The sequence below is a fragment of the Rhodoplanes sp. P11 genome, assembly GCF_964266735.1.
GTDB classification, from domain to species: Bacteria; Pseudomonadota; Alphaproteobacteria; order Rhizobiales; family Xanthobacteraceae; genus Rhodoplanes; species Rhodoplanes serenus.
Window position 1 is genome coordinate 1,449,683 of the sequence record NZ_CAXWGY010000001.1, and the last position, 22,415, is coordinate 1,472,097.

The following is a 22,415-nucleotide window of genomic DNA, read 5'->3' on the forward strand; positions in this document are numbered from 1 at the left end:
CGTCCCGGGTCAACCTGTCAGGCGGACGGCCGTTCCGGCCGCGCGGAAAGCCCGCGCGGTGGCGAGGCGCCGCCGCCGTCAGGTCCCGCCGTCAGCCGCGCCATCAGGCCGTGCCGTCAGCTCACGAAGGCACTGCGCAGGGCGCGGCCGAGCGCGAAGGCGTAGTTGTGGAGATTGAGGTCGCGCAGCGCCGGGACGTGCTCGATCATCGCCTTGCAGGCATCCAGCTTGAGCGCATCGGCACCCGGCCGGCGCCGGCGCAGCTCGTCCGCCAGATCGGTCAGGATCACCGGCGGGCATTTCAGGCCGCCGAGCACCACGCGGCTGACGTCGCGCTCGGGATCGAACACCACGGCCGCGATGGCGTCGGCCGACTCGCTCACCGTCCGGGTCACCTTGTAGTAGCCCCAGCGCGCCAGCTTCGAGCCGCGCGGCACGGTGAGCGCGGTGGCGATCTCGGCCGGGCCGAGCGCCGTCACGAAAGCGTCGGGGTAGAAGGCCGTCATCGGGATGGCGCGCCGGCCGTCGGGCGACAGCGCCATCACGGTGGCGTCCAGGGCGATCAGGGCGGTCGGCCAGTCGGCGCAGGGATCGGCCCAGCAGGCGCTTCCCCCGAGGGTGCCGCGATTGCGCACGCCGCGATGCGCGATGCCGTGCGCCACGTAGGACAGCATCCCGGTCATCGGGTCCGGGATCAGACCGTCCTCGATCATCGAATGGGTCACCATCGCGCCAACGACGACGTGATCACGATGCGCCTCGATGGCGCGCAGGTCGATGGCCTGGCCGAGATCGACGAGAACGTGCGGGATCGACGAGCGCAAGCTCATCTGTGGGATGAGCGATTGTCCGCCGGCCAGCACGGCGGCCTGCTCGCCGTACTGGGCCAGCACGTTCACCGCCTCTTCGGCGTAGAGCACGCGAACATAATCGAAGAGAGCCGTATCCATGAGGGAACCAGCGACGCGATCGTCATCGAAGGAAGGGGCATCCGGCGCGGACAGCGAATGCGCCGTCGCGGCGGCCTGCCGAACTGCCGCGGCCCGCCGTGACGAGCCGGACTGACCGGACGAAGCCGCGGCACGAACACCCATGTCCGGGTTGCGCCGAACGGATTCGTCGACCGAAGGGTGCGTGGACCACGAGGCCCGCCGGTGCGAGGTGTAGAACAGTGCAATCCACCACGAACCGAGCCGGCATCAAGGTCGCACGAATCGACACCAGTTTCCGAACAGATCGGTATCGACACGGCAGGTCTCATACAGGACGCGCCGTTTGTCAATTTATCATAACAGTCAGGTCGTGACGATGATTGGACATGGTTGCCGGGCCGCGTCGTGTGCACGGCGTGACGGGGCGGGCGCGCGCCGCTCGGGCCGCCCTCGCGCCGGCGGAGCCGCCGATCAGGCAGACTTCGCCAGGCCGTCTTCGATCAGGCGGAGCTGCCGACCGCCGACAGCGCGGCGCGGCGCTTGCGGGCCGGCCGCGCCGCCGCCGTCAGGCCGGCGGGCGGTTCGGCGGAATTCGAGGCCGGCGACACCGGGGTCGCCACCCGCATGGCGAAATCGTCGATGGTCGACTTCAGCCCGTCCTCCAGAGCGACGCGCGGCGCCCAGCCGAGCGCGCGAGCGGCGGCCGCGATCTCGGGCCGACGGCGGCGCGGATCGTCCTCGGGCAGCGGCCGGTAGGTGATCGGCGAGCGCGATCCGGTCTGGCGCAGCACCATGCGGGCGATCTCCTCGACCGTCACCTCCCGCGGGTTGCCGAGATTGATCGGGCCGGTGATGGCGTCGTCGCTTTCCATCAGCAGCTCGAGGCCGTCGAGCAGATCGGCCACATAGCAGAACGAGCGGGTCTGCGAGCCGTCGCCATACAACGTGATGGGGCGGTTGCGCAGCGCCTGCACGACGAAGTTGGAGATCACCCGGCCGTCGTTCTCCAGCATGCGCGGCCCGTAAGTGTTGAAGATGCGCGCCACCTTCACGGGCACGCCGTAGAGCCGCCGATAATCGAAGAACAGCGCCTCGGCGCAGCGCTTGCCTTCGTCGTAGCAGGCGCGCGGGCCGGTGGTGTTGACGGCGCCGCGGTAGCTCTCCGGCTGCGGGTGGATCTCCGGATCGCCATAGACCTCGCTGGTCGACGCCTGGAGCACGCGGGCGCCGGTCGCGCGGGCGAGCTCGAGCACGTGGAGGGCGCCGAGCACGCAGGTCTTCACGGTGCCGATCGGATCGCGCTGATAGTGCGGCGGCGAGGCCGGGCAGGCGAGGTTGTAGATGCGATCCACCGGACCGTCGATCGAGAGCGGATCGCGCACGTCCGCCTCGACGAAGCGGAAGTTCGGATGATTGAGCAGCGGCCGGACGTTGTCGAACCGGCCGGTGTCCAGATTGTCCAGGCAGGTGACGGCGTGTCCCTTCTGCACCAGGCGATCGCAGAGATGCGAGCCGATGAAGCCGGCGCCGCCGGTCACGACGATGTTGAGCTTTTCGATCACGGGCACGCGCCCTCTCCCTGCTGGTTGGTCGCCTGCGGCATCACGTCGTCGAAACCCGTCCGGTGACCGGGTCCCCGAGGTACAAACATCGGCGCCGCAGGCGGTTCCTCATCTGTCTCACGCCACGGCTCCGACGCCGGGGCGAACGCCCTCGCGCCGCGCGCGCGCCGCCAGCGCCTCGGCGTGATACGCCTCCAGGGTGCGGGCGCGCTCGCGCGCCGTGTGCTCGGCGAGAACGCGCCGGCGTGCCGCCGCCGCGATGTCGCGCCGCCGCTCCTCGGGCATGTCGCGCAGGATCGCCATCGCCTGCTCGGTGGCATCGGCGATCAGGATCTCGGTGCCGGGCGTGAAGAAGGAATCGAGCCCCGCCCAGCGGTCCGACACGATCGGCACGCCGCAGGCCGCCGCCTCGAACAGCCGCACGCTCGGCGACCAGCCGGCCGCGATCATGTCGGCGCGGGTGACGTTGAGGGTGTAGCGCTGGGCGCAGTAGAAGCGGGCGTGCTCCTGCGGCGGCAGGTGCTCGATGCGCTCGACATTGGCGGGCCACGCGATGTCGGCCGGATACTGCGGGCCGGCCACCGCAAAGCGCAGCGAGGGCAGCCGGCGGGCGGGCTCGATCAGCAGCCGGTCGAGGGTGCGCTGACGGTCGGGGCTGTAGGTGCCGATGTAGCCGAGCGTCAGATGCGGCACCACGTCGTGCGGCTTGTGGAGATCGGGATCGACCGCGCAGTAGAGCGCGCGGGCGGCGCGCGCGCCCCAGCTCGTCTCGATCAGATCGAGCACCGGGCCGCCGGTGAACGACAGGTAGAGATCGAAGCGCGGAATGGTGGCGGGCGCGATGTAGTCGGTGGTGCCGTGCTCCAGCCGCGCCAGCGTCACCGGGGTGTCGATGTCGTAGAACGCGGTGACGCCACGCGCCTGCGTCGTCACCCATTCGGCGACCGCCGCGCCGTCCGGCACGAACGAGCCGACGATCACCAGGTCGGCGTCGCGCACCGCGGCGGTGTGGCGGCGCGGCAGATCGGCGAGGGTCTCGTAGAGCTCGACCCGGCACCACGGCGGCTGCCGCAGGTCGCGGTGGTCGCGATACCACGGCACGTCGCGCTCCAGGAAGGTGACGCGGTGGCCGCGCTCCGCCAGCCCCTTGATCAGCGCCCGCCAGGTGGTGGCATGGCCGTTGCCCCACGACGACGTGATGGACAGGCCGAGGACGACGATGTCGAGCGTCATGCGGCGACTCCGCAGGTGCGACCGCCGTCGCCGAGCCGGTCGAGCACCTGGCGGGCCCGGTGCGCATAGGTGTGGGCGGCGAGCACGCGCGCTCGCGCGGCGTCGCCGATCATGCGGGCACGTGTGTCGTCGAGGCCGTCGAGCAGCGTCTCCACCGCAGCGCCGTCGTCGGCCAGCAGGATCTCGTGACCCGGCTCCAGGAACTCGGCGATGCCGTCCCAGCGGTCGGTGATCAGGCAGGCCCCGGCACCGGCGGCCTCGAAGATCCGCGTCGGCGGCGAGAAGCCGGTGCGCGCCATGCTGGCGCGGTTGATGTTGAGGGTCGCACGCGACGAGCAGAAGAAGGCGTTGTGGTCGCCGCTGCCGACATGGCCGAGGCGCTGCACATTGCCGGGCATCGGCTTGTCGTCCCAGCCGGCGCCGCCGAGCAGGAAGCTCCGCTGCGGCAGCCGTGCCGCTGCCCCGAGGAAGAACTCCTCGACGCGCGCCTCGCGGTCGGGCAGCCGGTTGCCCAGGAAGCCGAGATCGCAGCGCCAATCCTCGCGCGGCGCGACCGGGTGGTGCGTGTCGGGATCGACGGCGTTGTAGATCGGCACGCAGGCGCGGGCGCCGAGCGCCGTGTAGGCATCCACCACCGGAGCGCCGCCGCCATAGGTGAAGACGATGTCGTAGCGCGGCACCGCGGCCCGCAGATGGTGCGCGGGATCGGCCCCGATCGCCTCCAGGGTCGCGGGTGCGTCGACGTCCCACCAGGCGATGCAGGTGCCGGGGCGCGCCGCCTGCGGCACCGCGATCTCCAGCGCCTGATCGAACACACCGACGCCGCTCGCCTTGACCAGCAGGTCGGCGTCCGCCGCGGCCTCGTCGAGCGCCCGCCGCCAACCGTCCTCCGTGGCCGGGTAGACGACCACTCTCGCCCAGGGCGGATCGTCGATGTCGCGGTACTGCTGCCGCTGATAGGCGTCGGGCTCGTAGAAGGCGACATCGACGCCGTGGGCAGCGAGCGCCTTGAGCAGCCCCCGATAGTAGGTGGCGGCCCCGTTCCAGTAGGAGGAGACGAGGCTCGATCCAAAGAAGCGCAACTTCATGATGCGGCCGTCCTGATCAGTTCGGTCGAGTGCGGAGCGGGAGACGAGGCGGATAATTCGGCGGATGACGACGCGGGGCGCGAGGGCGCAGGGCTCGGCTGCGCGCCGCGCAGATGCGCCACGATGGCGATCAGCTCGGCGACCCGATGGGCACAGGTGTGGCGGGCGCGGATCGCCGCGAGCCCGGTGCGGGCGAGGGCGTCGGCCTGATCACGATCGGCGAGGAGGCCGGCGAGCGCCGCCGTCATGACGGCGCCGTCCGGTGCGGCCAGATAGCTGCCGGGCGGGAACAGTCCTTCGGCATCGTCCCACGGCGCACTGACGAGCGGGATGCCACAGGCGAGCGCCTCGAACACCCGGATGGTCGGGATGCCGCGCAGCGTCTCGGCATAGGGCCGGCGCGGCACATGCACGGTGACGCGGGCGCGCGCGAACGCCTCCGGGGCGCGGTGGTTGGGCAGCCAGCCGGCATAAGCGAGGCCATGTGCGGCGAGCGCGGCGCGTGCCGCCTCCGGCCAGCGCACGCCGTGCACGCGCGCCGCGATGCCGAGTGTGGCCACCGGCTCCATGAGAAACTGCCGCAGCTCGGCGTCGCGCTCGCCGTCGCCGTAGTTGCCGATGAAGACCAGGTCGGTTTCCGTGTCGCGCACCAACGGCCGGAACAGCGCCGTGTCGGCGGCCTCGTGCCAGGTGAAGACGCGGCGGCCCCAGCCGCGTCGCGCATAGACGTCGCGCAGCACCTCGCCGAAGGCAAGCACCGCGTCGTAGCCGTCGAGATCGAAGCGGCCGATCTCGTCGGGCGCCGTGACGGCGCGGTGATGGGTATCGTGGAAGAACAGGAGGAAGCGACCCCCCTGCGCCCGGCGGACGCCGAGCGCGGCGATCAGCGCCGGCTCGTTCCACTCGTGCGCCAGCACCAGGTCGGCGCCGTCGAGGGCGCGGTCGAGATCGGGGCCGTCGAGGCCGTAGCGGTGGACGCGCAGGCCCGGCACCAGGGCCGCCCCCTCGGCGAGCGCATCGGCGCCACCGTCGGCGAGCGCGTTGGTGCGGCTCCAGCCGTTCGCCGGCTCGTGCACGTCGACCGTGTGGCCGGCGGCCAGCAGCTCGCGCGCGACGCCGCGCAGGAAATGGGCGTTGCCGTGATTCCAGCACGACGAGATCGAGTGGCAGAAGATCACCACCGTCATGCCGGTGCTCCGCCCGTCGCGATGATCGTGGCGCCGGCGACGGCGCGGTCGTTCGTGGGCGCCACACGACATGCTGCGAGTGCCGCATGCACGGTCTCGATCCGGTTCACCATGGCGTCGGCACCGTAGCGGGTGGCCCGCCGGCGGGCGGCGGCCTGGAGGGCGCGGCGGCGCGGCGCGTCGGCGCACAGGGCCGTCAGGGTAGCGGCGAGCGCCGCCGGATCGTCCGGCGGCACGAAGGCGGCGGCGCCGTCCCACAGCTCGCGCAGGCTGGCGATGTCGGACAGCACCAGCGCGGCGCCGCACGCGGCGGCCTCGGCGATGCCGAGCCCGAACGGCTCGTAGCGGGCGGGGGCGACGAACAGCTCGGCGGCGCGCATCTCGGCGAGGAGCGCCGCGCGATCGAGCCGGCCGAGCGCCGTGACGCCGTCCGGCAGCGCGATCGGTGCGCCGCCGTCCGGCGATGCCGTGTCGCCGGCGAGCCGCACCGGCCAGGGCAGCCGCGGCGCCGCCCCCAGCAGCGTGTCGAGCCCCTTGGCCTCGTCCCACAGACGGCCCGCCGCGAGGATCACGGAGCGGCGCTCCGGCGGCGGATCGTCGGCCGGCGGAACCGCGACGCCGTTCGGGATCACCACGCCGGGGCGTGGCGGCGCGTAGAGATCCGCGATCGCGTCGCGCAGCGCGCGGGTGGGGGCCGCCCAGGCGTCCGCGGCCGCGAGACCGGCCGCGACATGGTCGGCATAGACGCGCCAGCGCGGATCGTCCGGCACGCCGCCGCGGCAGGCCCGCCACCAGGTGCGGACGCAGGAGTGCGCCACCACCAGCACGGGGACCCCGACATCGGCGGTGGCCTCGCGGAAGCCGCCGAGATGGACGATGTCGGGCCGGAACGCGCGGGCGATCGCGGCCAGCGTCTCGCGCGCCCGGTCGAGGTCGCGGCCCTCCGGGTCCATCCATTCGAGCGCGAGATCGGTGACGTGCAGGCGCACGGAGCCGCCCGTGAGGGCGCCGACGGCGGCGATCTCGCGATGCTGTGTCGACGACGGCGGCGGCCCGAGCGTCACCACCAGCACGGTATCGCCGTGGCGGGCCAGGGCGCGGGCCAGCGTCACCGTGTAGGTCCACACGCCGCCGACCGCATCGGCGGTGATCAGGATGCGGCGTCGCGCCGGCCTCACGGGCAGCACTCCGGCGCTGTGCACGGGGCACGCTCCAGAACGTGGAGAGGCTGCGGACGCTCCTCCTGGATGTCGCTGAAGCCGGCGAACTGGCCGAGATACCAGGCGTGCGCCCGCTCCCATGCCTGATCGTCGGGCTCGCCCCACAGGCGGCGATAGTCCGGCGATCCCGGATAGGGATAGAGCGGCACCGGATCGTTGGCCCAGACCCCAGCGTCCCGCATGGTGTCGCGCCAGCGCTGCACCGTCTGGTCGTCGTCCTGTGGCATCTCGATCAGGTTGGCCTGCACGAACGGGATATGGCGCTTGGCGATGACCAGGCGGTCGGCCAGCTCGTCGGTGGAGAGACGGCACTTCTTGGCGAGCGCGTCGCGTCCTTCCGGGCTCAGGCTCTCGACGCCGGCCTCCACCGAGACGCAGCCGGCGCGGCCGAGCAGAGCGAGCTGGTCGGGCTTCCACAGGTCGATGCGCGTCTGCACCCCGAAGGCGAGGCCGCGGCCGACCAGCCCCTCCAGCAGCTCGGCATTGGGCAGGAAAATCTCGTCGATGAAGTAGACGTATTCGACACCTTGGCGCTGGAGCCCGTCGATCTCGGCCAGCACCGAGGCGGCGGGCCGGCGGCGGTAGCCGTTGCGGAAGTTCTCCTTGGCGCAGAACGTGCAGTGATAGGGGCAGCCGCGCGATGCTTCGACCTCGGCGCCGGGACCGGCGGGCGTGGCGTCGAAGCGATGGTGATGATGGTGGTGGCGGGCGATCCACGCGTCCGGCCAGGCGAGCGGCGCCATGTCGACGAAGCGTGCCGCCTGCGGGCCGCCCTGGATGCGGATCTCGCCGCCCTCGTGCCGGCACAGGCCCGGCACGCCGTCACGCTCGCCGGCGGCGAGCCGCGCCAGCGGCTCCTCGCATTCGCCCATCACGACGATGTCGACGCCGAGCTTGCGCAGGGTGGCGCGCGGCGTCGTCGAGCCGTGCGGGCCGACCGCGACGAGCAGCGGCGCGAGATCGCGCAACGCCGCCACCGTTTCCTGCGGCACCCGCAGCTCCGGCGGGGCGCAGCGCCAGAACAGGTAGGTCGGCGCCGTCGTGATCACGATCATGTCGGGACGGAACGCGCCGATCTCGGCGGCGAGATCGGCGAGCGATAGGCCGAGCAGCGGGGCGTCCACCATCCGAACGGCATGGCCGGCGCGTTCGAGCAGTGCTTGCGCACAACCGAGCTCGATCGGCAGATGCGGGGCGCGGCAGCCGAAATAGATGCTGCCGTCGAAGTGCCAGGGTGGATTGACGAGGGCGATCTTCATACGAAATCCAGTCGCGGTCGGCGGGGCGCCGCGATCCGGAAGCGACCGCAGCGGCAGGGTTCGGCCGTCGGGGCGGCCCTCGATCGGGCGAGTGCGATCGTGGCCGCCGACGCTCAGGCGACGAGGCCGCGGCGCTCCAGCTCGGCGGTGGCGTGCTCGACCTGATCGATGGCGATCTCGGTCGACAGCCATTCGGCCAGCTCCACGAGCCCGGCCTCGAAATCGACCGCCGGGGCGAAGCCGAGGCGGCTGCGGCTCTTGGTCAGATCGGCGAAGCAGTGACGGATGTCGCCGGTGCGATACTTGCCGGTGACGTGCGGGGCGAGATCGGCGGCGCCCATCACGCGGGCGAGATCGTGGGCGACCGACTCGATGGAGCGGCTGGCGCCGGAGCCGACGTTGAAGGTCTCGCCGGCGCCGGTGTCGGTGGTCAGCGCCAGCCAGCAGGCTTGCGCGACGTCGCGCACATGCACAAAGTCGCGGCGCTGGCGGCCATCCTCGAACACGAGCGGCGGACGCCGGTTGAGCAGACGCGCCGCGAAGATCGCCAGCACGCCGGTGTAGGGGTTGGAGAGCGCCTGATGCGGCCCGAACACGTTGAAGAACCGCAACGCCACGGTCGGAATCCGATAGGCCCGCCCGGTGATCAGGCTCATCCGCTCCTGCACGTACTTGTTCAGCGCATAGATGGAGTTGAGGGCGGGGTGCTTGGTCTCGGGCGTGGGCACCGCCTCCAGCGGCTCGCCGTCGGCGTCCTCGGGCTCCCAGCGGCCGTGGCGAAGCTGATCGGCGCTGCGCTCGGCCGGCTCCACCAGCGTTCCGTCGGCGCGCCGCGCCAGGCCCTCGCCATAGATGCTCATCGACGAGGCGACCACCAGCCGCTGCACCGGATGGCGCAGCAGCGCCTCCATCAGCACCGCGGTGCCGAGATCGTTGGTGTTGGTGTAGGCGGCGATCTCGTACATGCTCTGGCCGACGCCGACCGCGGCGGCGAGATGGATCACCGCATCGCAGCCGTTCAGCACGGTCGCCAAGGTCTCGCGGTCGCGCACGTCGCCGACCGTCAAATGCGCCTCGCGCGAGAGGTAGCGAGGCTTGGTCTCGCCGCCGTGCACCTGCGGGTCGAGATTGTCCAGCACCCGGACCTCGCAGCCGTGCTCGAGCAGCAGATCGGTGACGTGAGACCCGATGAATCCCGCCCCGCCGGTTACCAACACGCGCCGCGCCATCGTGCCTCCCTTTCGCTTTCGCTGTCCTGGTGCGAACGCGACGCGAAAAGGATTGTTCCTGCCCGATGGTGTGGCCACACCGAACTGATCAGATCAGGAGGGTACTCACGCGGCGGCGGTCGGTGTCGCCGCAGGCATTCCGGTGAGGGCGAGGTGCCGCGCCACCAGCGCGGCCATCGCCGCAAAGGAGGGCAGGCGGCCGAGCGGTGCCGCCATGCCGCCGCCGCGGATCAGCACCGGCACTTGCTCGCGCGTGTGGTCGGTGCCGGGCCAGGTCGGATCGCAGCCGTGATCGGCGGTGACGACGAGGAGATCGTCAGGACGGAGCAGGGCGGTCAGCTCCGGCAGGCGGCGGTCGAAGGCTTCGAGCGCGGCCGCGTAGCCGGCGACATCGCGGCGGTGGCCGTGGAGCTGATCGAAGTCGATGAAGTTGGCGAACAGGAGGCCATTGTCGGCAAGCGCACCGATGCCCTCGCGGGTGCGGTCGAACAGGGCGTCGTTGCCGCTCGCCGGCCACTCTCGGCCGGTGCCCCGGTGGGCGAAGATGTCGCCGATCTTGCCGATCGTGATCACGTCGCGCCCGGCGGCCGTCGCGGCATCCAGAATGGTGGCATCGGGCGGCGGCACCGCGAAGTCCTTGCGATGGGCGGTGCGCACGAATCCGCCTTCGGCGGTTCCGTCGAACGGACGCGCGATGACGCGGCCGATGCGCAACGGATCGATCAGACGGCGCGCCACCCGGCACACCGCGTACAAGCGGTCGAGCCCGAAATGCTCCTCGTGCGCCGCGATCTGGAACACGCTGTCGGCCGAGGTGTAGCAGATCGGCTTGCCGGTGCGGATATGCTCGGCGCCGAGCGCCGTCACGATCTCGGTGCCCGACGCATGGCAGTCGCCGAGGATTCCGGGAATGTCGGCCTCGCGACACAGGGCGGCGACGAGATCGGGGGGAAAGCACGGCGTGATGCGGGGGAAATAGCCCCAGTCGAAGCGCACCGGGCAGCCGGCGATCTCCCAATGGCCGGAGGGCGTGTCCTTGCCGCGCGAGATCTCGGCGGCGCAGCCATAGACGGCCGCCGAGGCGTCGCCATCCTGGCGGGCGAGGCCCGGCGGCACCCGCCCGGTGGCGAGCCGGCAGGCGTCGCCGAGGCCGAGCCGGACGAGGTTTGGCAGTGTGAGCGGGCCGGCCCGGAGGCCGGCGCGGTCGGCGAGGCCGCGGGCGCAGGCCTCGGCGATGTGGCCGATCGTGTCGGCGCCTTCGTCGCCGTAATTCGCCGCGTCCGGCGCGCCGCCGATGCCGACCGAGTCGAGGACGAGCAGAAAGGCGCGGGCCATGCGGGTCGGCTCCGGTGGCGACACAGGGTGCGACGGCGGTCGGCCCAGCCCGACCGCCATCAAGAGAACGCGCCGGGCGCGGTTCGGTGCGTCGACGTCGTGCGCGATCTCTACACGAACGCGCCGGCCCGGTGCAGCAGGAAGGCGGCGCCGTCCCAGCCGCGGAACGGGTGGCTGCCGTTCACCCGCACCGCGAGCCCGCTGCGCTCGGCGAGTGATGCGACCGCGGCGCGGTCGGTGGCGATGTCGCCCCCGTAGGACCAGTTCAGCGCGACGAGGCTGCCGCCCGGCCGCAGCACCCGAGACGCCTCGGCCACGTGCCGGTCGGCGACGCCGGCCGCCACCAGATACGGCATGGTGTCGACGGCGAGCACCAGATCGAACGTCTCGTCCCGGAACGGGGCGAGGTCGCGCCCGCCGGTGCGCAGCACGGCGACGTTGCGATGATCGCGGCTGCGGGTGCGGGCGGTGCGTGCCATCACGGCCGACACCTCGGTGCCGACGATCAGCGCCACCTGCGGGGCCAGCGCCACCAGGAAGCGGCCGATGCCGCAGCCGAGATCGAGCACCCGGCGGTCGGCGCCGAGGAGGCCCTGGGCGGCCAGCCAGGCGACGATCTCGTCGGTGACGGCGTCGAGCAGGGCCGGGCGGCCGAGCGAATAGAGCGCGACGCTCGCCTCCGGGGAACGGGCGCCGGCGCGGTCGAACACGGCGGCCCAGTGGGCCACGGCGTCGTCGCCCGAGACGGCGGCGGGGGGCGGCGCCTCGTGGGCGTCGAGCACGGCCGCGACCGCGTCGAGCGCCTCCGGCGCCTCGGCGAGCAGCCGCGCTGCGCCGCGCAGCCGCTCCGTCTCAGCCCGGGCCCCGGTGGCGGCGAGCCGGGCCGACGCGGTGGCGATCGCCTCGGCGGCCTCGTCGGCCGCGAGCCCCGCCATGACGAGCCAGGTCAGCGCCACGGCGGGCGGCAGGGTGCCGTCGGCACAGCGGGCGATCGCCGCGCGGGCGCGCGGCGGCAGCCCGCCGGGCAGTCCGGTCCGGCGGTCGGCGCTCACGCCTGCGTCTCCGTGCGGCGGAACAGGCGGCGTCGGCTGTGGGTGACGACGGCGCCCCAGCCGCGCTTGTAAGGCTCGTCGCCGCGCAAGAAATGGAACTCGCGGGCACCCGCTCGGACGGCATCCTCCAGGGCGGCGGCGAACAGGAGCGTTCCCGGGCTCTCATATGCGAAGGCGGCGTCGAAGCCGGCCAGGTAGGCGTAACGGCGGTGGCGATCGACGAGCTGAACCATCACCGCTGCCACGGCGCCCGCGATGATGACGGCGTCGAGACGGACGAGGCCGGCGGCGAGGAGGCCGGGCAGCGCCCGCTCGTGAAAGTCCCGCACCCGCGCATCGGCGAACACGCCGGGCTCGCCGCGGGCCGTCCACCGCGCCTGATGCAGCGTGATCAACGCGGAGAGCAGGCGCGCCGCCTCGTCGCGGTCGCGGGCCGTAATGATCTCGACCGCACCGCGGCGGCTCGCCCGGTTGCGGTCCATGCGGATGGCGCGGCGCTTGCGGGGCGGCAGCGCCGCGGCGACCTCGTCGGCGCTGGCCGGCAGCGCCAGCACCGGGCAGGGCGCCGCCTCGTCCATCGTTTCGGTGCAGCCGGGCGGCACGGGCAAGGTGGTGGCGGCCGCACCGGGGGCGAGGTCGGTCAGCTCCCATTCGTCCCAGTCGCGATCGGCCGCGGCGGCGCCGACCAGCCGCGGGGCGGCGTCCGGCGTGTCGGGTTCGATCAGCACGTCGAGATAGTCGGTGGTGCCGAGCCCGATCGGCAGCAGGCGCCGCGGGGCGTGGCCCTCCGGCCGCGCCTCGGCCGGCGCTTCGCGATAGAGCGGCGCCAGTGCCACCAGCCGGTCGCCGCGGTGGACCGTGACGACGCGCAGCGTGCCGGGCGCGAAGCTGTCCCACCACGGCAGCAGCCAGGCGGGAGACTGGAACGGCGTTGCGGAGGGTGAGCGCCGCCACAAGTCCACCCAGGCGGGCGCGAGGGCCGCGACGGCGTCGCGCTCGCGCAGCACCGTGGTGGCGAGGGGGCTCATGCGGCAGCTCCGGGCTGCGCTTCGATACCCGCCAGGCGGCGGTAGAGCGACAGATAGGCGTCGGTCATCGTCGCGAGGGCGAAGCGCCGCTCCGCCACCACCCGGCAGGCGGCGCGGTCGAGGGCGTCGCAGCGGCGGATGGCGTCGGCCATCGCGGCGTCGTCGTCGACCAGGAAGCCGGTGATGCCCTCGTCGATCGCCTCGGCGAGTGCCCCGGTGGCGAAGCCCACCACCGGCGTGCCGGCGGCGAGCGCCTCGCGGGCGACCAGCGAGCTGGTCTCGGGGGCGAGCGACGGCACCAGCAGGCAGCGCGCCGCCGCGAGCAGCCGGCGCTTGCGGGCAAAGCCGACCGGGCCGAGGAAGCGCCGGCGGGCGTCGAGCCGGGGCCGCACCTCCTCGTCGAAATAACGGCGATGCGCCGTGTATGGAAAGGTCTCGCCGGCGATCAGCAGCGGCATGTCGGCGCGCCGCGCCGCATCGAGCGCGAGATGCACGCCCTTCTCGGGGCAGATGCGGGCGAGCATCAGGGCGTAGCCGCAGCGTCGCCGCCCCGGCGCGAAGCGGTCGACCGCGACGCCGTTCTCGATCACCGCGAGACGCCCGGCGAGGTCGGGCCGGGTGGCGCGCTGGCTTGCCGACACACAGACGAGATGCGTGCCGGGCCGCGGCATGAGCGCCGCCTCGGCGTACCAGGCGAGTGGCAGGTGCAGGGTCGCCACCACGGGAGGATTGTTCGGCGGACCGGCCGGCCGATAGTGGTCGAAGTCGACGCCGTGCAGGTGGACGAGATCGATCCGCCGCGAGCGCAGCACCGCCGTGATCTGATCCGCCGCGGCCCGTCGTCCGCGCGCCACGGCGTCGTCGTCGAGGAGACCGCCGATCGGCGGCAGCGCCATCAGCTCGCCGGCGACCTGCGAGCCCGCGGCCGCGATGACGATCGAGCGATGGCCGGCGGCGATCAGGGCGGCGTCGAGGGCGGCCAGCACCTGCTCGGCGCCGCCGACCGCGTCGGGACCGACCGGGGCGAAGGGATAGGCGACCGAGAGCACCGTGAGCGGCATGGTGCTCCGCCTCACAACACCGGACCGACACCGAGGAACCGGCAGGCGAGCCGGGCGAGCCCCTGCCAGCGGGGGCCGGTCATGCCCCAATCGTGCTGCTCGTAGATCAGCCGGCCACTGTTCGGCAGCGCGGTCAGATCGGCCGGCACCGCCTTGCGGAATCGCTCGGCGATCAACGGGAAGGAGGCGAGGGTGCGCTGCTGCGTGGCGTGGGCGGCCAGCATGCGGCGCTTGCGGGCGATGTCGTCGTCGTCGAGCCGCAGCTCGACCACCCGGCTCTGCGGGTCGGGCGCGAAGGACTGGTGCAGCCAGCCCGACAGGCCGAGCCGGTACAGCGGCATCTCGATCACCGCAACACCGTCGTCGCCGCCGATCGCGGCCGCAGCCCGCACCGCGAACGCGACAGCGTCGTGATCCGGATGGCCGCCCTCGAACGCATGGGTGAGCACCACGCGGGTGCCGGCCTCGGTGAACAGGGCGGCGAGCCGGCGGGCGAGCGCCGGCATCTGCAAAGCGACCTCCTGATCGAACAGGCCGAGCCGTGTCACCTGCGCGTCGGCGACCCCGGCCAGCGCGAGCGCTTCGACCAGCTCGCGGCGGCGCGCCTCCGCATAGGCGGCCGGGCTCTCGAAACCGTGCTCGGCGGCAGCCTCGGCACGCCGCGGCGCACCGTCGGTCACCATCACGATGCGAATGCCGGAGAGGCGCGGAAGCAGCGCCCCGCAGGTGAGCGTCTCGTCGTCGGGATGCGCCACCACCAGGGCGACGTGGCTCGCGTCGATGGACGCGCGGTCCGCCTCGGCGATCGCGGCCAGCAGGGCGTCGGCGACCGTGGCGCCGTGGTCCGGCGTGCTGGTCGGAGCGGCGGCGCTCATTCGGCCGGACAAGCGACGGGCGGCGTGGCGCGGTGATGGGCGTAGCGCTCCACCATGGCGGCGCAGAAATCCGCGAAGATGCGCGGGTCGCGCGGCGGGCTGGTGTGATGCGGCGCGATGCCGAGATGCTCCGGCGTGAAGCAGAACGTCACCGTCACGTCGAACTCGGCGAGGGCGTCCATCTGGCGGTCGAACCAGGCGAGCGCGTTCGGGCGGAAGCTGTCGGCCCACGACAGTCCGGTGCGCAGATAGGTGACACCGAGCCGCTTCATCCAGCGCACCGCCTCGTCGAGCCGATGATCCTCGAAGTGGAACCACTGGCACAGGCCGAGCGTCGGCGTGTGGCGGGCGAAGGTCTCCAGCGCCAGCTTCGGCGTGCCGTCCTCGCGCAAGAGTCCCATGTCGAAGTGGCGGTAGTAGGACGAGCCCTCGGCCTCCTTGTGGCGGGTGGTGGCGGGCCAGGCGCGCGGCAGGTCGTAGAGGCTGTACCAGTGGATGCGCGGGGCGCGGCCGGCCAGCAACGCCGCGGTGCGCTCGACGCCGAACACCTGCACCTCCTCGGCCCCGAAGCTCGACACGCCGACCTCCGACACCCACAGGGGCCGATCCGTGACGGCGCGGATCTCGTCGAGCTTCTGCGGCCAGTCGTGGATGCGCCACAGGTTCCAGTCGAGCGGGAAGCCGTGCACCGCGACGACGTCGACATGGTCGAGCACGCCGCGCCCCGCCATGTTGACGATGAACGACGGGTCGATGGGCGAGATGCCGCCGAGCACCCGCGGAAGCGACGGGTCGACCGCCGCGATCGCCTTGCCGGCCAGGATCGCCATCTCGGCGAAGCGGCTCCAGTCGGGATCGATCTCCGGGTCCCAGTGCGACTTGTTGTTGGGCTCGTTCCAGAGCATCACGGCTTCGATCATGGCTGCTCCGGCATGGTGACGGTCGGGCGCTCGGCGGCGACGGCGGGATCGGGCTCGGTGCAGCGGCACACATAGACCTCGGGCTCCGGATGCGCCGCGATGGCGAAGCCGGCGCTGCGCAGCATCGCCTCGACGCAGGCGCGGTTCGGGACCCACCAGTTGGTCGGGTCGCCGGCGTAACGCTTCTCGACGAAATGCAGGCGCGGGAAGTCGGGCCGGTCGAACGGCTCCGTCTGCCAGAAGTCGTAGTCCTCGGCGGTCTCGGCGACGTCCGCGCTGCCGCGCTGCATCGACTGGAACACGAGGAGATCGCGCGCCACATGGGCGCGGATCAGGTCGAGGGCGAGCAGCGGATGGCGGAGGTGATAGAGCACGCCCATGAACAGCACGACGTCGAAGGTCTCGCCGATGCGGCCGACCTCGTAGACCGAAAGGCGGCGGAACTCGATGTCGGCGCCCACCACCTCGGCGGCGAAGCGGGCCTGCGCCAGGTAGTCCGGATCGGCATCGATCCCGAGCACGCGGGCGGCCCCGCGGCGCTTCATCTCGATGGCGTAGAAGCCGCCGTTGCAGCCGATATCGAGCACGCTCTTGCCGGTCAGGTCCGCCGGCACCGCGTCGCGGAAGCCGCGCCACTTCACCGCCGGATAGTCACCGAGGAAATGATCGGGCGCGGTCTGGACGCCGGCGAGATCGAGATTGTGGAACCACGGGCCGAGCGCCGCGACGCGAGCGCGGATCTCGTCGCGCGAGAGCGCGGCGGGGGGGTGCTGATCGCGGCGCGCGGCCGCGTTGGTCGCAGGCGGTGTCACGGCAGTCTCACCTCGCGGCTGTGCGGCACGCCGGCGACGCCGGACGGCAACGTGGTGTGATGGGGTGCGACGCCCTCACCGAGCAGGCCGATGGCGGCGCGGTAGCCATGCACGGTGCCGACGTCCACGTAGCTGGAGCCGGCCTTGACGCCGACGGCGCTGCCGCCCTCGGCCAGCCAGGCATTCACCAGCGTGCCGATGTACTCGTCGCGGCGCTCGGGCCGCCGCCACAGTGCCGCGAGCGCGTGGAACACATGCCCCGGCATCTTGAAGGCGCCCCAGATCCAGCGCGAGCGCACCTCGGGCTGCTTCACACGGATGGCGGTGACGCGCTCGCTGCCGTCGAGCTCGACGGCGTCGAACAGCTCCGGCCGCTCGACCGGGAACAGCAGGAAGGAGAGGCGGTCGTCGGGCAGGCTGGCGAGCGCATCGGCCGGAAACCACACGGTGTCGGGCAAGCCGACCACCACGGTCTCGTCGGGCGCGATCAGCGGAGCCGGGCGGAACACCGCGTCGCACAGGCCGACCGGACGCGGCTGCACCATGTAGGCGATGTCGGCTGGCCCATAGGCGGCGCCGTAGTACTCCATGATGTCGGACTTGCCGGGCGAGATGACGAAGCAGATCTTGTCGGCCCCGCCGAGGATCATCCGCTCGACCAGATACTCACTGACGGCGCACGGGCGCTCGCCGGTCTCGTGCGGGCGGCTGCCGACCGGCAGCAGCTCCTTGGAAAAGGCGAGCGGCTGGATGCGGCTGCCGCGACCCGCGGCGGGGACGATACCCCACATGTTCAGGCTCCCAGGGCTCGGACGGGATCGATGTCGGGGGCGGGGCGCGCCCCGGCGCCGACGTCGGCGCCGGCGTGGCGCTGCGGCGCTCCGAGGTCGGCGATCAGGCGTTCCAGCTCCGCAGCGCGGTGCGCCGAGGTGTGGCTCGCGAGCACGCGGGCGCGGGCGGCGGCACCCAGGCGGATCAGGGCGGCGTCGTCGCGGTCGAGTGCCGCTTCGACGTCGCTCTCGTCGCGTGCGATCAGGATCTCCTCGCCTGGCGTGAAGAAGGCATCGAGCCCATCCCAGGCATCGGTGACGATGGCGGCCCCGCAGGCGGCCGCTTCGAAAAGCCGGCCGGAAGGACACCATCCCATCTCGGCCATGGCGCGGCGGGTGATGTTGAGGGTGAGGCGCGACGACGAGAAGAAGGCCGGGTGCTCGGCCGGCGGCAGATGACGGACGAACCAGATGTTGTCGCCCCACGGGAAGCCGTGCGGATACTGGGCGCCGCCGATCAGGAACCGCTGCTCGGGTCGACGCGCCGCCGGCCGCACCAGCAGGGCTTCGAGCGTGGGCTGGCGGTCGGCCGCCCAGGTGCCGAGATAGGAGAGATCGGCCCGATAGCGCGGCACCGGCTCGACCGGGCGATGCACGCGCGGATCGACATGGCCATAGAGCGGCGCGGTGCGTCGCGCACCGAGCCGCCGGCGCAGCTCGTCGAGGGCGTGGCCGCCCGTGTAGCTCAGCACCAGATCGAAGCCCGAGAGGCCGCCGGCCGGCAGATACGGAACGGCGGCGCCGTCGCGCAGGCTCGCCAGCGTCACCGGGGTGTCGAGATCATAGTAGAGCTTTACGGGACGGCCGGCGTCGAGGACGAGATCGGTCGCCTCCGGCCCGTCCGGACAATACGAGGTGACGATCGCCACGTCGGCATCGGCGAGATCGCGCCGCGCCCGCATCCGCACCGCTCCGAAATCGTCATACAGCACCAGCTCGCCGTTGGGCAGCGAGTCGATATCGCGATTCATCGCGTAGTACGGCACGTCCCGCTCGTAGAAGACGACGGTGTGGCCGCGCTGGGCCAACGCACCGATCAGCCCGCGCCACAGGGTGGCATGGCCATTGCCCCACGAGGACGAGACGGTGAGGCCGAAGATCACCAGCTTCATGCCGTCACCCGCTGGTCGGGCGCGACGCACTCGTCGGGCGCGAGGGTCTCGTCGAGCGCGAGGGTCTCGTTGAGAGACAGGATCTTGGCGCCCCACGATCCGACCACCAGGATGCTGACGCCGGCCGGGCCGATCTCGAAGCGATCGTAGGCATCGAGCGGCAGGCCGAGATAGTGCAGCAGCGCCGCACGGATGACGTCGCCATGGCTGACCACGGCGATGCGGCCCTCGGGATGGAGGCGTGCGAGCCCGTCGAGCAGGCGGACAATGCGCGCCTGGACGCTCCGCATGCTTTCTCCACCGGGTGGCTGCGCCTCGGCACGCCGCTCGTTCCAGGCCCGCCAGGCGGGATCGCCGGCCAGCTCGTCGAAGCTGCGCCCGGTCCACGTGCCGAAATCGATCTCGTCGAGATCGAGCGACAGCACGACGGGCGCACCGCTTGCAGCGGCAATCGGGCCGGCGGTCTCGCGGGCGCGCTCGCGTGGGCTGACGTGAACGGCGGTCAGACGCTCGCCGGTCAGCCGCAGCGCCACCCGCTCGGCCTGACGACGGCCCTGGGCCGACAGGCCGACGCCCGGCGTGCGCCCGACCAACACCCGGTCGAGGAGGCCGTGAGCGGCATGGCGCACCAGGAAGAACGTCGTGGTCATGAGCGAGCGGATGATCAATCCTCGCCGGCGATGAAGCGGTCGAGACGATTGCGGGCCTCGTGGTCGGTGAACTGGACGGGCGGCGATTTCATGAAGTAGCTGGACGGTGCCTCCAGGGCGCCGCCGATGCCGCGGTCGAGAGCGAGCTTGGCGCAGCGCACCGCGTCGATCACGACGCCGGCCGAGTTGGGTGAATCCCACACCTCCAGCTTCAGCTCGACATTGAGCGCCGTGCCGCCGAAGCCGACCCCCTCCATGCGGATGTGAGCGAACTTGCGGTCTTCCAGCCACGCGACATGGTCGCTCGGCCCGATATGGATGTCCTCGGGGGCCATCGGCACGTCGAGCTGGCTCGTCACGGCGCGCGTCTTGGAGATCTTCTTGGAGTCGAGTCGCTCGCGTTCCAGCATGTTCTTGAAGTCGGCATTTCCGCCGAAGTTGAGCTGATAGGTGCGGGCGAGCCGCACGCCGCGCTCGCCGAACAGGTTGGCGAGCACGCGGTGCACGATGGTGGCGCCCACCTGGCTCTTGACGTCGTCGCCGATCAGCGGCACGCCGCGCGCCGCGAAGCGACGCCGCCAGTTGTCGTTGGAGGCGATGAACACCGGGATGCAGTTGACGAAGGCGCAGCCGGCATCGAGCGCCTGCGCGGCGTAGAACTCGGTCGCCTGCTGGGAGCCGACCGGCAGATAGGAGACCAGCACGTCGGTGCGGCTCTGCTTCAGCACGGCGCCGATATCAGCTTCCGGCTCGGGCGAGTCCGGCACGTCGTCGGTCAGCCAACGGCCGATGCCGTCGAGGGTGCGGCCGCGCATCACGGTGACGCCGAGCGGCGCCACCTCGGCGAAGCGGCAGGTGTTGTTGGGACGCACATGGATCGCCTCGGCGACGTCGCGACCGACCTTGCCGGCATGGATATCGAAGGCGGCCGACACCTCGACGTCACCGATCCGGTAGCCGCCGAGCTCGGGATGCATGAGGCCGGCGATCGGCTCGTTGCCGGAGGCGTCGCGGTAATGGGAGAGGCCTTGCACGAAGGCGGATGCACAGTTGCCGACACCGACGAGGCCGACGCGAACTTTGCGGGAGGACGCGGGACAAGTCATCGGATGGTCCGGGGTCGGGAGGTCCGGGGCATGGTGTCGTCCGCTGGAGGGCTGCGATACGGCGCGAAGCCTGTGTACGGTTCGCCAACGCCGGCCTGGATTGTTGGTTCCCGGAGTCGTGAGACCCACCATGGCCGCGAAGATGATGAAACATCTTCATCTTCTTCTTCATTGCTGCGAAGTCGGCGAGGTGCCGACGGGTCGCATCAGCATGGCTTCGAGTGTCGCCAATGCGTCGGTCCAGCCGCCGCCGGGCGGCACCCGCACCAGCCGCATGGTCGGATACCAGGGTGTGTCGGTGCGGTGTCGCATCCAGCGCCAATCGCTCTCCTGGGACAGCAGCGTGATGCAGGGCCGCCCGAGCGCGCCGGCGAGATGCGCCGCCATGGTGTCGACCGACACCACGAGATCGAGTCCGGCCATGCGGGCAGCCGTCTCGATCACGTCGTCACTGCCGATGTCGTCCGCCGCGAGAGTGCGGCGCTCGTCGTCGGGCAGACCGCGCTGGAGCACGAGGGGCGTGATGCCGGCGCGGGCGAGACGCACGAACAGCCGCGCCATCAGCGGCGTCGGCACCGAGCGGTCCGGGTTCCAGCCGCCGGCCCGCCAGACGAAGCCGACGCGCCGCGTCGCGTTGTCATGCGGCCCGCCATCGGGCAGTGAGGCAGGCCGTGGCGCCGCCAGGTAGGGCACCGGACCGAGCCCCTCGGGCGTCACCCGCAGCGCGTGAGCTAGCTCCATGATCTCGATGTCGACGTCGTAATCCACCTCCGGCGTGCCGTCGTGCAGCGGCAGCACGGCGTCGACGCCCGGAGCGCCGGCGACGAGCTGCGCCAGAGCGGGCTGCACCCAGACTGTGACATGGGCCGCGATGCGGCGCAGCGGCGCCGCGAAGCGGATGAACTGCAAGGTGTCCCCGAGGCCGTGGTAGCAGCGGACCAGCACGCGGCGTCCGGCCAGCGGCTCACCCGTCCACACGTATTGAAGATGGCGCGGCCAGTGCCAGCACGGCTCGCCGCGAGCGCGATGCTCCGCCACCACCGCGTCGCTGATCGCCCAGGCGGCGGCGAAGTCGCCACGCCGCATGGCCGCCATCCAGGGGTCGCGATCGTCATGACAGGACAGCGCCTCCATGGCGGCTCCTCGCTCGTCGCAGCATTGCATCGTCGGGCGTGGAACACACGAGCGCGGCCGACGGTTTCGCAAGCGACGGCGCGGATGCGCCGAACTCGTTTCAGGAGTACTCCGATGTCTCAGGGAAAGGTGACGACCGACCACACGGCGATCCGCCGCTGGGCGGAGCAGCGCGGCGGGCATCCCGCAACCGTGAAGGGGACTGAAAGCGGCGGCGAGCATGCCGGCATCCTGCGGCTCGACTTCGAGCCCAAGGAGGACAAGCTCGATCCGCTGAGCTGGGAGGAGTTCTTCGACAAGTTCGAGGAGGCGGAGCTCGCCTTCCTGCATCAGGACAAGACCGCGGACGGCAAGGTCTCGCGCTTCCACAAGTTCGTCAGCCGGTCCGGCACATGAACGAGGCGGCGCTGCACGACCGGCTGGCGGCCGCCTACAACCTGATCGGAGCGGCACTGCGTGGCGGCCGGCCGGATTTCATCCGACTGACGGACGAACTGGCCGTGCTGTTCGATCCCAAGGGTCCGTTCAACACCCCGACCGGCAACCTCGCGCTGCCGCCCGAGATCGGCCGTGCCGTCGTCGACATCCGCCAGGTGATGGAGCGGTTCCGCGATGCGAGCGCCGAGTCCGGCGAGGACGCGGTGCGCGAGATCTGGGCGGTGCTGAGCCGGCCCACCGTGGTGGCGACGCTGAAGGATCGCGAGGCGTTCAAGCCGGGCTGACCGGCGGCGGCTCGCCGTCCGGGCTGGCGCCGCCGGTCGCCGAGCGGCGGCGGTGCCCGTTCGCTTCG

At 72.0% G+C, this 22,415-nt stretch carries 22 protein-coding genes; 2 read left to right on the forward strand and 20 right to left on the reverse strand.

Annotated elements, in window-relative coordinates; translation table 11 throughout:
* Nucleotides 1–116 precede the first annotated feature (116 nt).
* The 20 genes from ACFQUV_RS06410 to ACFQUV_RS06505 form a co-directional block, all read right to left on the reverse strand.
* Nucleotides 117–950 (reverse strand): xanthine dehydrogenase family protein subunit M, encoded by an 834-nt coding sequence (locus tag ACFQUV_RS06410; protein ID WP_165364005.1) that lies wholly within the window; start codon nucleotides 948–950, stop codon nucleotides 117–119.
* A 482-nt stretch (nucleotides 951–1,432) separates the two neighbouring features.
* The gene (locus ACFQUV_RS06415; RefSeq protein ID WP_207211520.1) at nucleotides 1,433–2,494 is read right to left on the reverse strand and encodes a UDP-glucuronic acid decarboxylase family protein; all 1,062 of its coding nucleotides are present in this window, start codon (nucleotides 2,492–2,494) and stop codon (nucleotides 1,433–1,435) included.
* 117 nt (nucleotides 2,495–2,611) lie between these two features.
* Nucleotides 2,612–3,727, reverse strand: a complete 1,116-nt coding sequence (locus ACFQUV_RS06420; RefSeq protein ID WP_129609771.1) for a glycosyltransferase — start codon at nucleotides 3,725–3,727, stop codon at nucleotides 2,612–2,614.
* Nucleotides 3,724–4,815: a glycosyltransferase gene (locus ACFQUV_RS06425; protein WP_129609769.1), complete on the reverse strand. Its 1,092-nt coding sequence runs from the start codon at nucleotides 4,813–4,815 to the stop codon at nucleotides 3,724–3,726. Before ACFQUV_RS06425 ends, ACFQUV_RS06420 begins: the two co-directional genes overlap by 4 nt.
* Nucleotides 4,812–6,002, reverse strand: a complete 1,191-nt coding sequence (locus ACFQUV_RS06430) for a glycosyltransferase (RefSeq protein ID WP_129609767.1) — start codon at nucleotides 6,000–6,002, stop codon at nucleotides 4,812–4,814. Before ACFQUV_RS06430 ends, ACFQUV_RS06425 begins: the two co-directional genes overlap by 4 nt.
* A complete protein-coding gene (locus tag ACFQUV_RS06435) occupies nucleotides 5,999–7,204 on the reverse strand; it encodes a glycosyltransferase family 4 protein (RefSeq protein ID WP_165364003.1) in 1,206 nt (401 codons plus the stop codon). The genes ACFQUV_RS06430 and ACFQUV_RS06435 overlap by 4 nt, the downstream gene beginning before the upstream one ends.
* Nucleotides 7,177–8,481, reverse strand: a complete 1,305-nt coding sequence (locus ACFQUV_RS06440; protein WP_129609763.1) for a TIGR04295 family B12-binding domain-containing radical SAM protein — start codon at nucleotides 8,479–8,481, stop codon at nucleotides 7,177–7,179. The genes ACFQUV_RS06435 and ACFQUV_RS06440 overlap by 28 nt, the downstream gene beginning before the upstream one ends.
* 113 nt (nucleotides 8,482–8,594) lie before the next feature.
* Nucleotides 8,595–9,710 (reverse strand): NAD-dependent epimerase/dehydratase family protein, encoded by a 1,116-nt coding sequence (locus ACFQUV_RS06445; RefSeq protein ID WP_129609761.1) that lies wholly within the window; start codon nucleotides 9,708–9,710, stop codon nucleotides 8,595–8,597.
* Between the two features lie 105 nt (nucleotides 9,711–9,815).
* Nucleotides 9,816–11,045: a phosphopentomutase gene (locus ACFQUV_RS06450; RefSeq protein ID WP_129609759.1), complete on the reverse strand. Its 1,230-nt coding sequence runs from the start codon at nucleotides 11,043–11,045 to the stop codon at nucleotides 9,816–9,818.
* 110 nt (nucleotides 11,046–11,155) lie between these two features.
* Nucleotides 11,156–12,097, reverse strand: coding sequence for a class I SAM-dependent methyltransferase (locus tag ACFQUV_RS06455; RefSeq protein ID WP_244601632.1), 942 nt, complete (start codon nucleotides 12,095–12,097; stop codon nucleotides 11,156–11,158).
* Nucleotides 12,094–13,125: a GNAT family N-acetyltransferase gene (locus ACFQUV_RS06460; RefSeq protein ID WP_129609757.1), complete on the reverse strand. Its 1,032-nt coding sequence runs from the start codon at nucleotides 13,123–13,125 to the stop codon at nucleotides 12,094–12,096. The genes ACFQUV_RS06455 and ACFQUV_RS06460 overlap by 4 nt, the downstream gene beginning before the upstream one ends.
* On the reverse strand, nucleotides 13,122–14,186 hold the full coding sequence (locus ACFQUV_RS06465) for a glycosyltransferase (RefSeq protein WP_129609755.1): 1,065 nt from the start codon (nucleotides 14,184–14,186) through the stop codon (nucleotides 13,122–13,124). Before ACFQUV_RS06465 ends, ACFQUV_RS06460 begins: the two co-directional genes overlap by 4 nt.
* An 11-nt stretch (nucleotides 14,187–14,197) precedes the next feature.
* The gene (locus tag ACFQUV_RS06470) at nucleotides 14,198–15,061 is read right to left on the reverse strand and encodes a PIG-L deacetylase family protein (protein ID WP_129609753.1); all 864 of its coding nucleotides are present in this window, start codon (nucleotides 15,059–15,061) and stop codon (nucleotides 14,198–14,200) included.
* Nucleotides 15,058–15,981, reverse strand: coding sequence for a beta-xylosidase (locus tag ACFQUV_RS06475; protein ID WP_129609752.1), 924 nt, complete (start codon nucleotides 15,979–15,981; stop codon nucleotides 15,058–15,060). Before ACFQUV_RS06475 ends, ACFQUV_RS06470 begins: the two co-directional genes overlap by 4 nt.
* The gene (locus tag ACFQUV_RS06480) at nucleotides 15,978–16,721 is read right to left on the reverse strand and encodes a TIGR04290 family methyltransferase (protein WP_371851719.1); all 744 of its coding nucleotides are present in this window, start codon (nucleotides 16,719–16,721) and stop codon (nucleotides 15,978–15,980) included. The genes ACFQUV_RS06475 and ACFQUV_RS06480 overlap by 4 nt, the downstream gene beginning before the upstream one ends.
* A 68-nt stretch (nucleotides 16,722–16,789) precedes the next feature.
* Nucleotides 16,790–17,584: a sugar phosphate nucleotidyltransferase gene (locus ACFQUV_RS06485; protein WP_129609748.1), complete on the reverse strand. Its 795-nt coding sequence runs from the start codon at nucleotides 17,582–17,584 to the stop codon at nucleotides 16,790–16,792.
* Between the two features lie 2 nt (nucleotides 17,585–17,586).
* Nucleotides 17,587–18,735, reverse strand: coding sequence for a glycosyltransferase (locus ACFQUV_RS06490; RefSeq protein ID WP_129609747.1), 1,149 nt, complete (start codon nucleotides 18,733–18,735; stop codon nucleotides 17,587–17,589).
* Entirely contained in the window at nucleotides 18,732–19,385 is a 654-nt protein-coding gene (locus ACFQUV_RS06495; RefSeq protein WP_129609746.1) for a histidine phosphatase family protein, read from the reverse strand. Before ACFQUV_RS06495 ends, ACFQUV_RS06490 begins: the two co-directional genes overlap by 4 nt.
* A gap of 14 nt (nucleotides 19,386–19,399) precedes the next feature.
* Nucleotides 19,400–20,491: an inositol-3-phosphate synthase gene (locus ACFQUV_RS06500; RefSeq protein WP_129609744.1), complete on the reverse strand. Its 1,092-nt coding sequence runs from the start codon at nucleotides 20,489–20,491 to the stop codon at nucleotides 19,400–19,402.
* Between the two features lie 168 nt (nucleotides 20,492–20,659).
* Complete coding sequence (locus ACFQUV_RS06505; protein WP_129609742.1) at nucleotides 20,660–21,625, reverse strand: glycosyltransferase family 9 protein; 966 nt, start codon at nucleotides 21,623–21,625, stop codon at nucleotides 20,660–20,662.
* A gap of 114 nt (nucleotides 21,626–21,739) precedes the next feature.
* On the opposite strand from ACFQUV_RS06505, the gene ACFQUV_RS06510 reads away from it, so the two are divergent.
* Together ACFQUV_RS06510 and ACFQUV_RS06515 are read left to right on the forward strand one after the other, a co-directional pair.
* Nucleotides 21,740–22,021, forward strand: coding sequence for a hypothetical protein (locus ACFQUV_RS06510; protein ID WP_111385346.1), 282 nt, complete (start codon nucleotides 21,740–21,742; stop codon nucleotides 22,019–22,021).
* Entirely contained in the window at nucleotides 22,018–22,347 is a 330-nt protein-coding gene (locus ACFQUV_RS06515) for a hypothetical protein (protein WP_129609740.1), read from the forward strand. Before ACFQUV_RS06510 ends, ACFQUV_RS06515 begins: the two co-directional genes overlap by 4 nt.
* The last annotated feature ends 68 nt before the right edge of the window (nucleotides 22,348–22,415 follow it).

What these genes read in the sequence shown, in the direction of transcription:
- ACFQUV_RS06410 (WP_165364005.1), bottom strand. Translation starts at nt 950, where the DNA reads ATGGATACGGCTCTCTTCGATTATGTTCGCGTGCTCTACGCCGAAGAG.
- ACFQUV_RS06420 (WP_129609771.1), bottom strand. Translation starts at nt 3,727, where the DNA reads ATGACGCTCGACATCGTCGTCCTCGGCCTGTCCATCACGTCGTCGTGG.
- ACFQUV_RS06425 (WP_129609769.1), bottom strand. Translation starts at nt 4,815, where the DNA reads ATGAAGTTGCGCTTCTTTGGATCGAGCCTCGTCTCCTCCTACTGGAAC.
- ACFQUV_RS06430 (WP_129609767.1), bottom strand. Translation starts at nt 6,002, where the DNA reads ATGACGGTGGTGATCTTCTGCCACTCGATCTCGTCGTGCTGGAATCAC.
- ACFQUV_RS06440 (WP_129609763.1), bottom strand. Translation starts at nt 8,481, where the DNA reads ATGAAGATCGCCCTCGTCAATCCACCCTGGCACTTCGACGGCAGCATC.
- ACFQUV_RS06445 (WP_129609761.1), bottom strand. Translation starts at nt 9,710, where the DNA reads ATGGCGCGGCGCGTGTTGGTAACCGGCGGGGCGGGATTCATCGGGTCT.
- ACFQUV_RS06450 (WP_129609759.1), bottom strand. Translation starts at nt 11,045, where the DNA reads ATGGCCCGCGCCTTTCTGCTCGTCCTCGACTCGGTCGGCATCGGCGGC.
- ACFQUV_RS06460 (WP_129609757.1), bottom strand. Translation starts at nt 13,125, where the DNA reads ATGAGCCCCCTCGCCACCACGGTGCTGCGCGAGCGCGACGCCGTCGCG.
- ACFQUV_RS06465 (WP_129609755.1), bottom strand. Translation starts at nt 14,186, where the DNA reads ATGCCGCTCACGGTGCTCTCGGTCGCCTATCCCTTCGCCCCGGTCGGT.
- ACFQUV_RS06470 (WP_129609753.1), bottom strand. Translation starts at nt 15,061, where the DNA reads ATGAGCGCCGCCGCTCCGACCAGCACGCCGGACCACGGCGCCACGGTC.
- ACFQUV_RS06475 (WP_129609752.1), bottom strand. Translation starts at nt 15,981, where the DNA reads ATGATCGAAGCCGTGATGCTCTGGAACGAGCCCAACAACAAGTCGCAC.
- ACFQUV_RS06485 (WP_129609748.1), bottom strand. Translation starts at nt 17,584, where the DNA reads ATGTGGGGTATCGTCCCCGCCGCGGGTCGCGGCAGCCGCATCCAGCCG.
- ACFQUV_RS06490 (WP_129609747.1), bottom strand. Translation starts at nt 18,735, where the DNA reads ATGAAGCTGGTGATCTTCGGCCTCACCGTCTCGTCCTCGTGGGGCAAT.
- ACFQUV_RS06495 (WP_129609746.1), bottom strand. Translation starts at nt 19,385, where the DNA reads ATGACCACGACGTTCTTCCTGGTGCGCCATGCCGCTCACGGCCTCCTC.
- ACFQUV_RS06500 (WP_129609744.1), bottom strand. Translation starts at nt 20,491, where the DNA reads ATGACTTGTCCCGCGTCCTCCCGCAAAGTTCGCGTCGGCCTCGTCGGT.
- ACFQUV_RS06505 (WP_129609742.1), bottom strand. Translation starts at nt 21,625, where the DNA reads ATGGAGGCGCTGTCCTGTCATGACGATCGCGACCCCTGGATGGCGGCC.
- ACFQUV_RS06510 (WP_111385346.1), top strand. Translation starts at nt 21,740, where the DNA reads ATGTCTCAGGGAAAGGTGACGACCGACCACACGGCGATCCGCCGCTGG.
- ACFQUV_RS06515 (WP_129609740.1), top strand. Translation starts at nt 22,018, where the DNA reads ATGAACGAGGCGGCGCTGCACGACCGGCTGGCGGCCGCCTACAACCTG.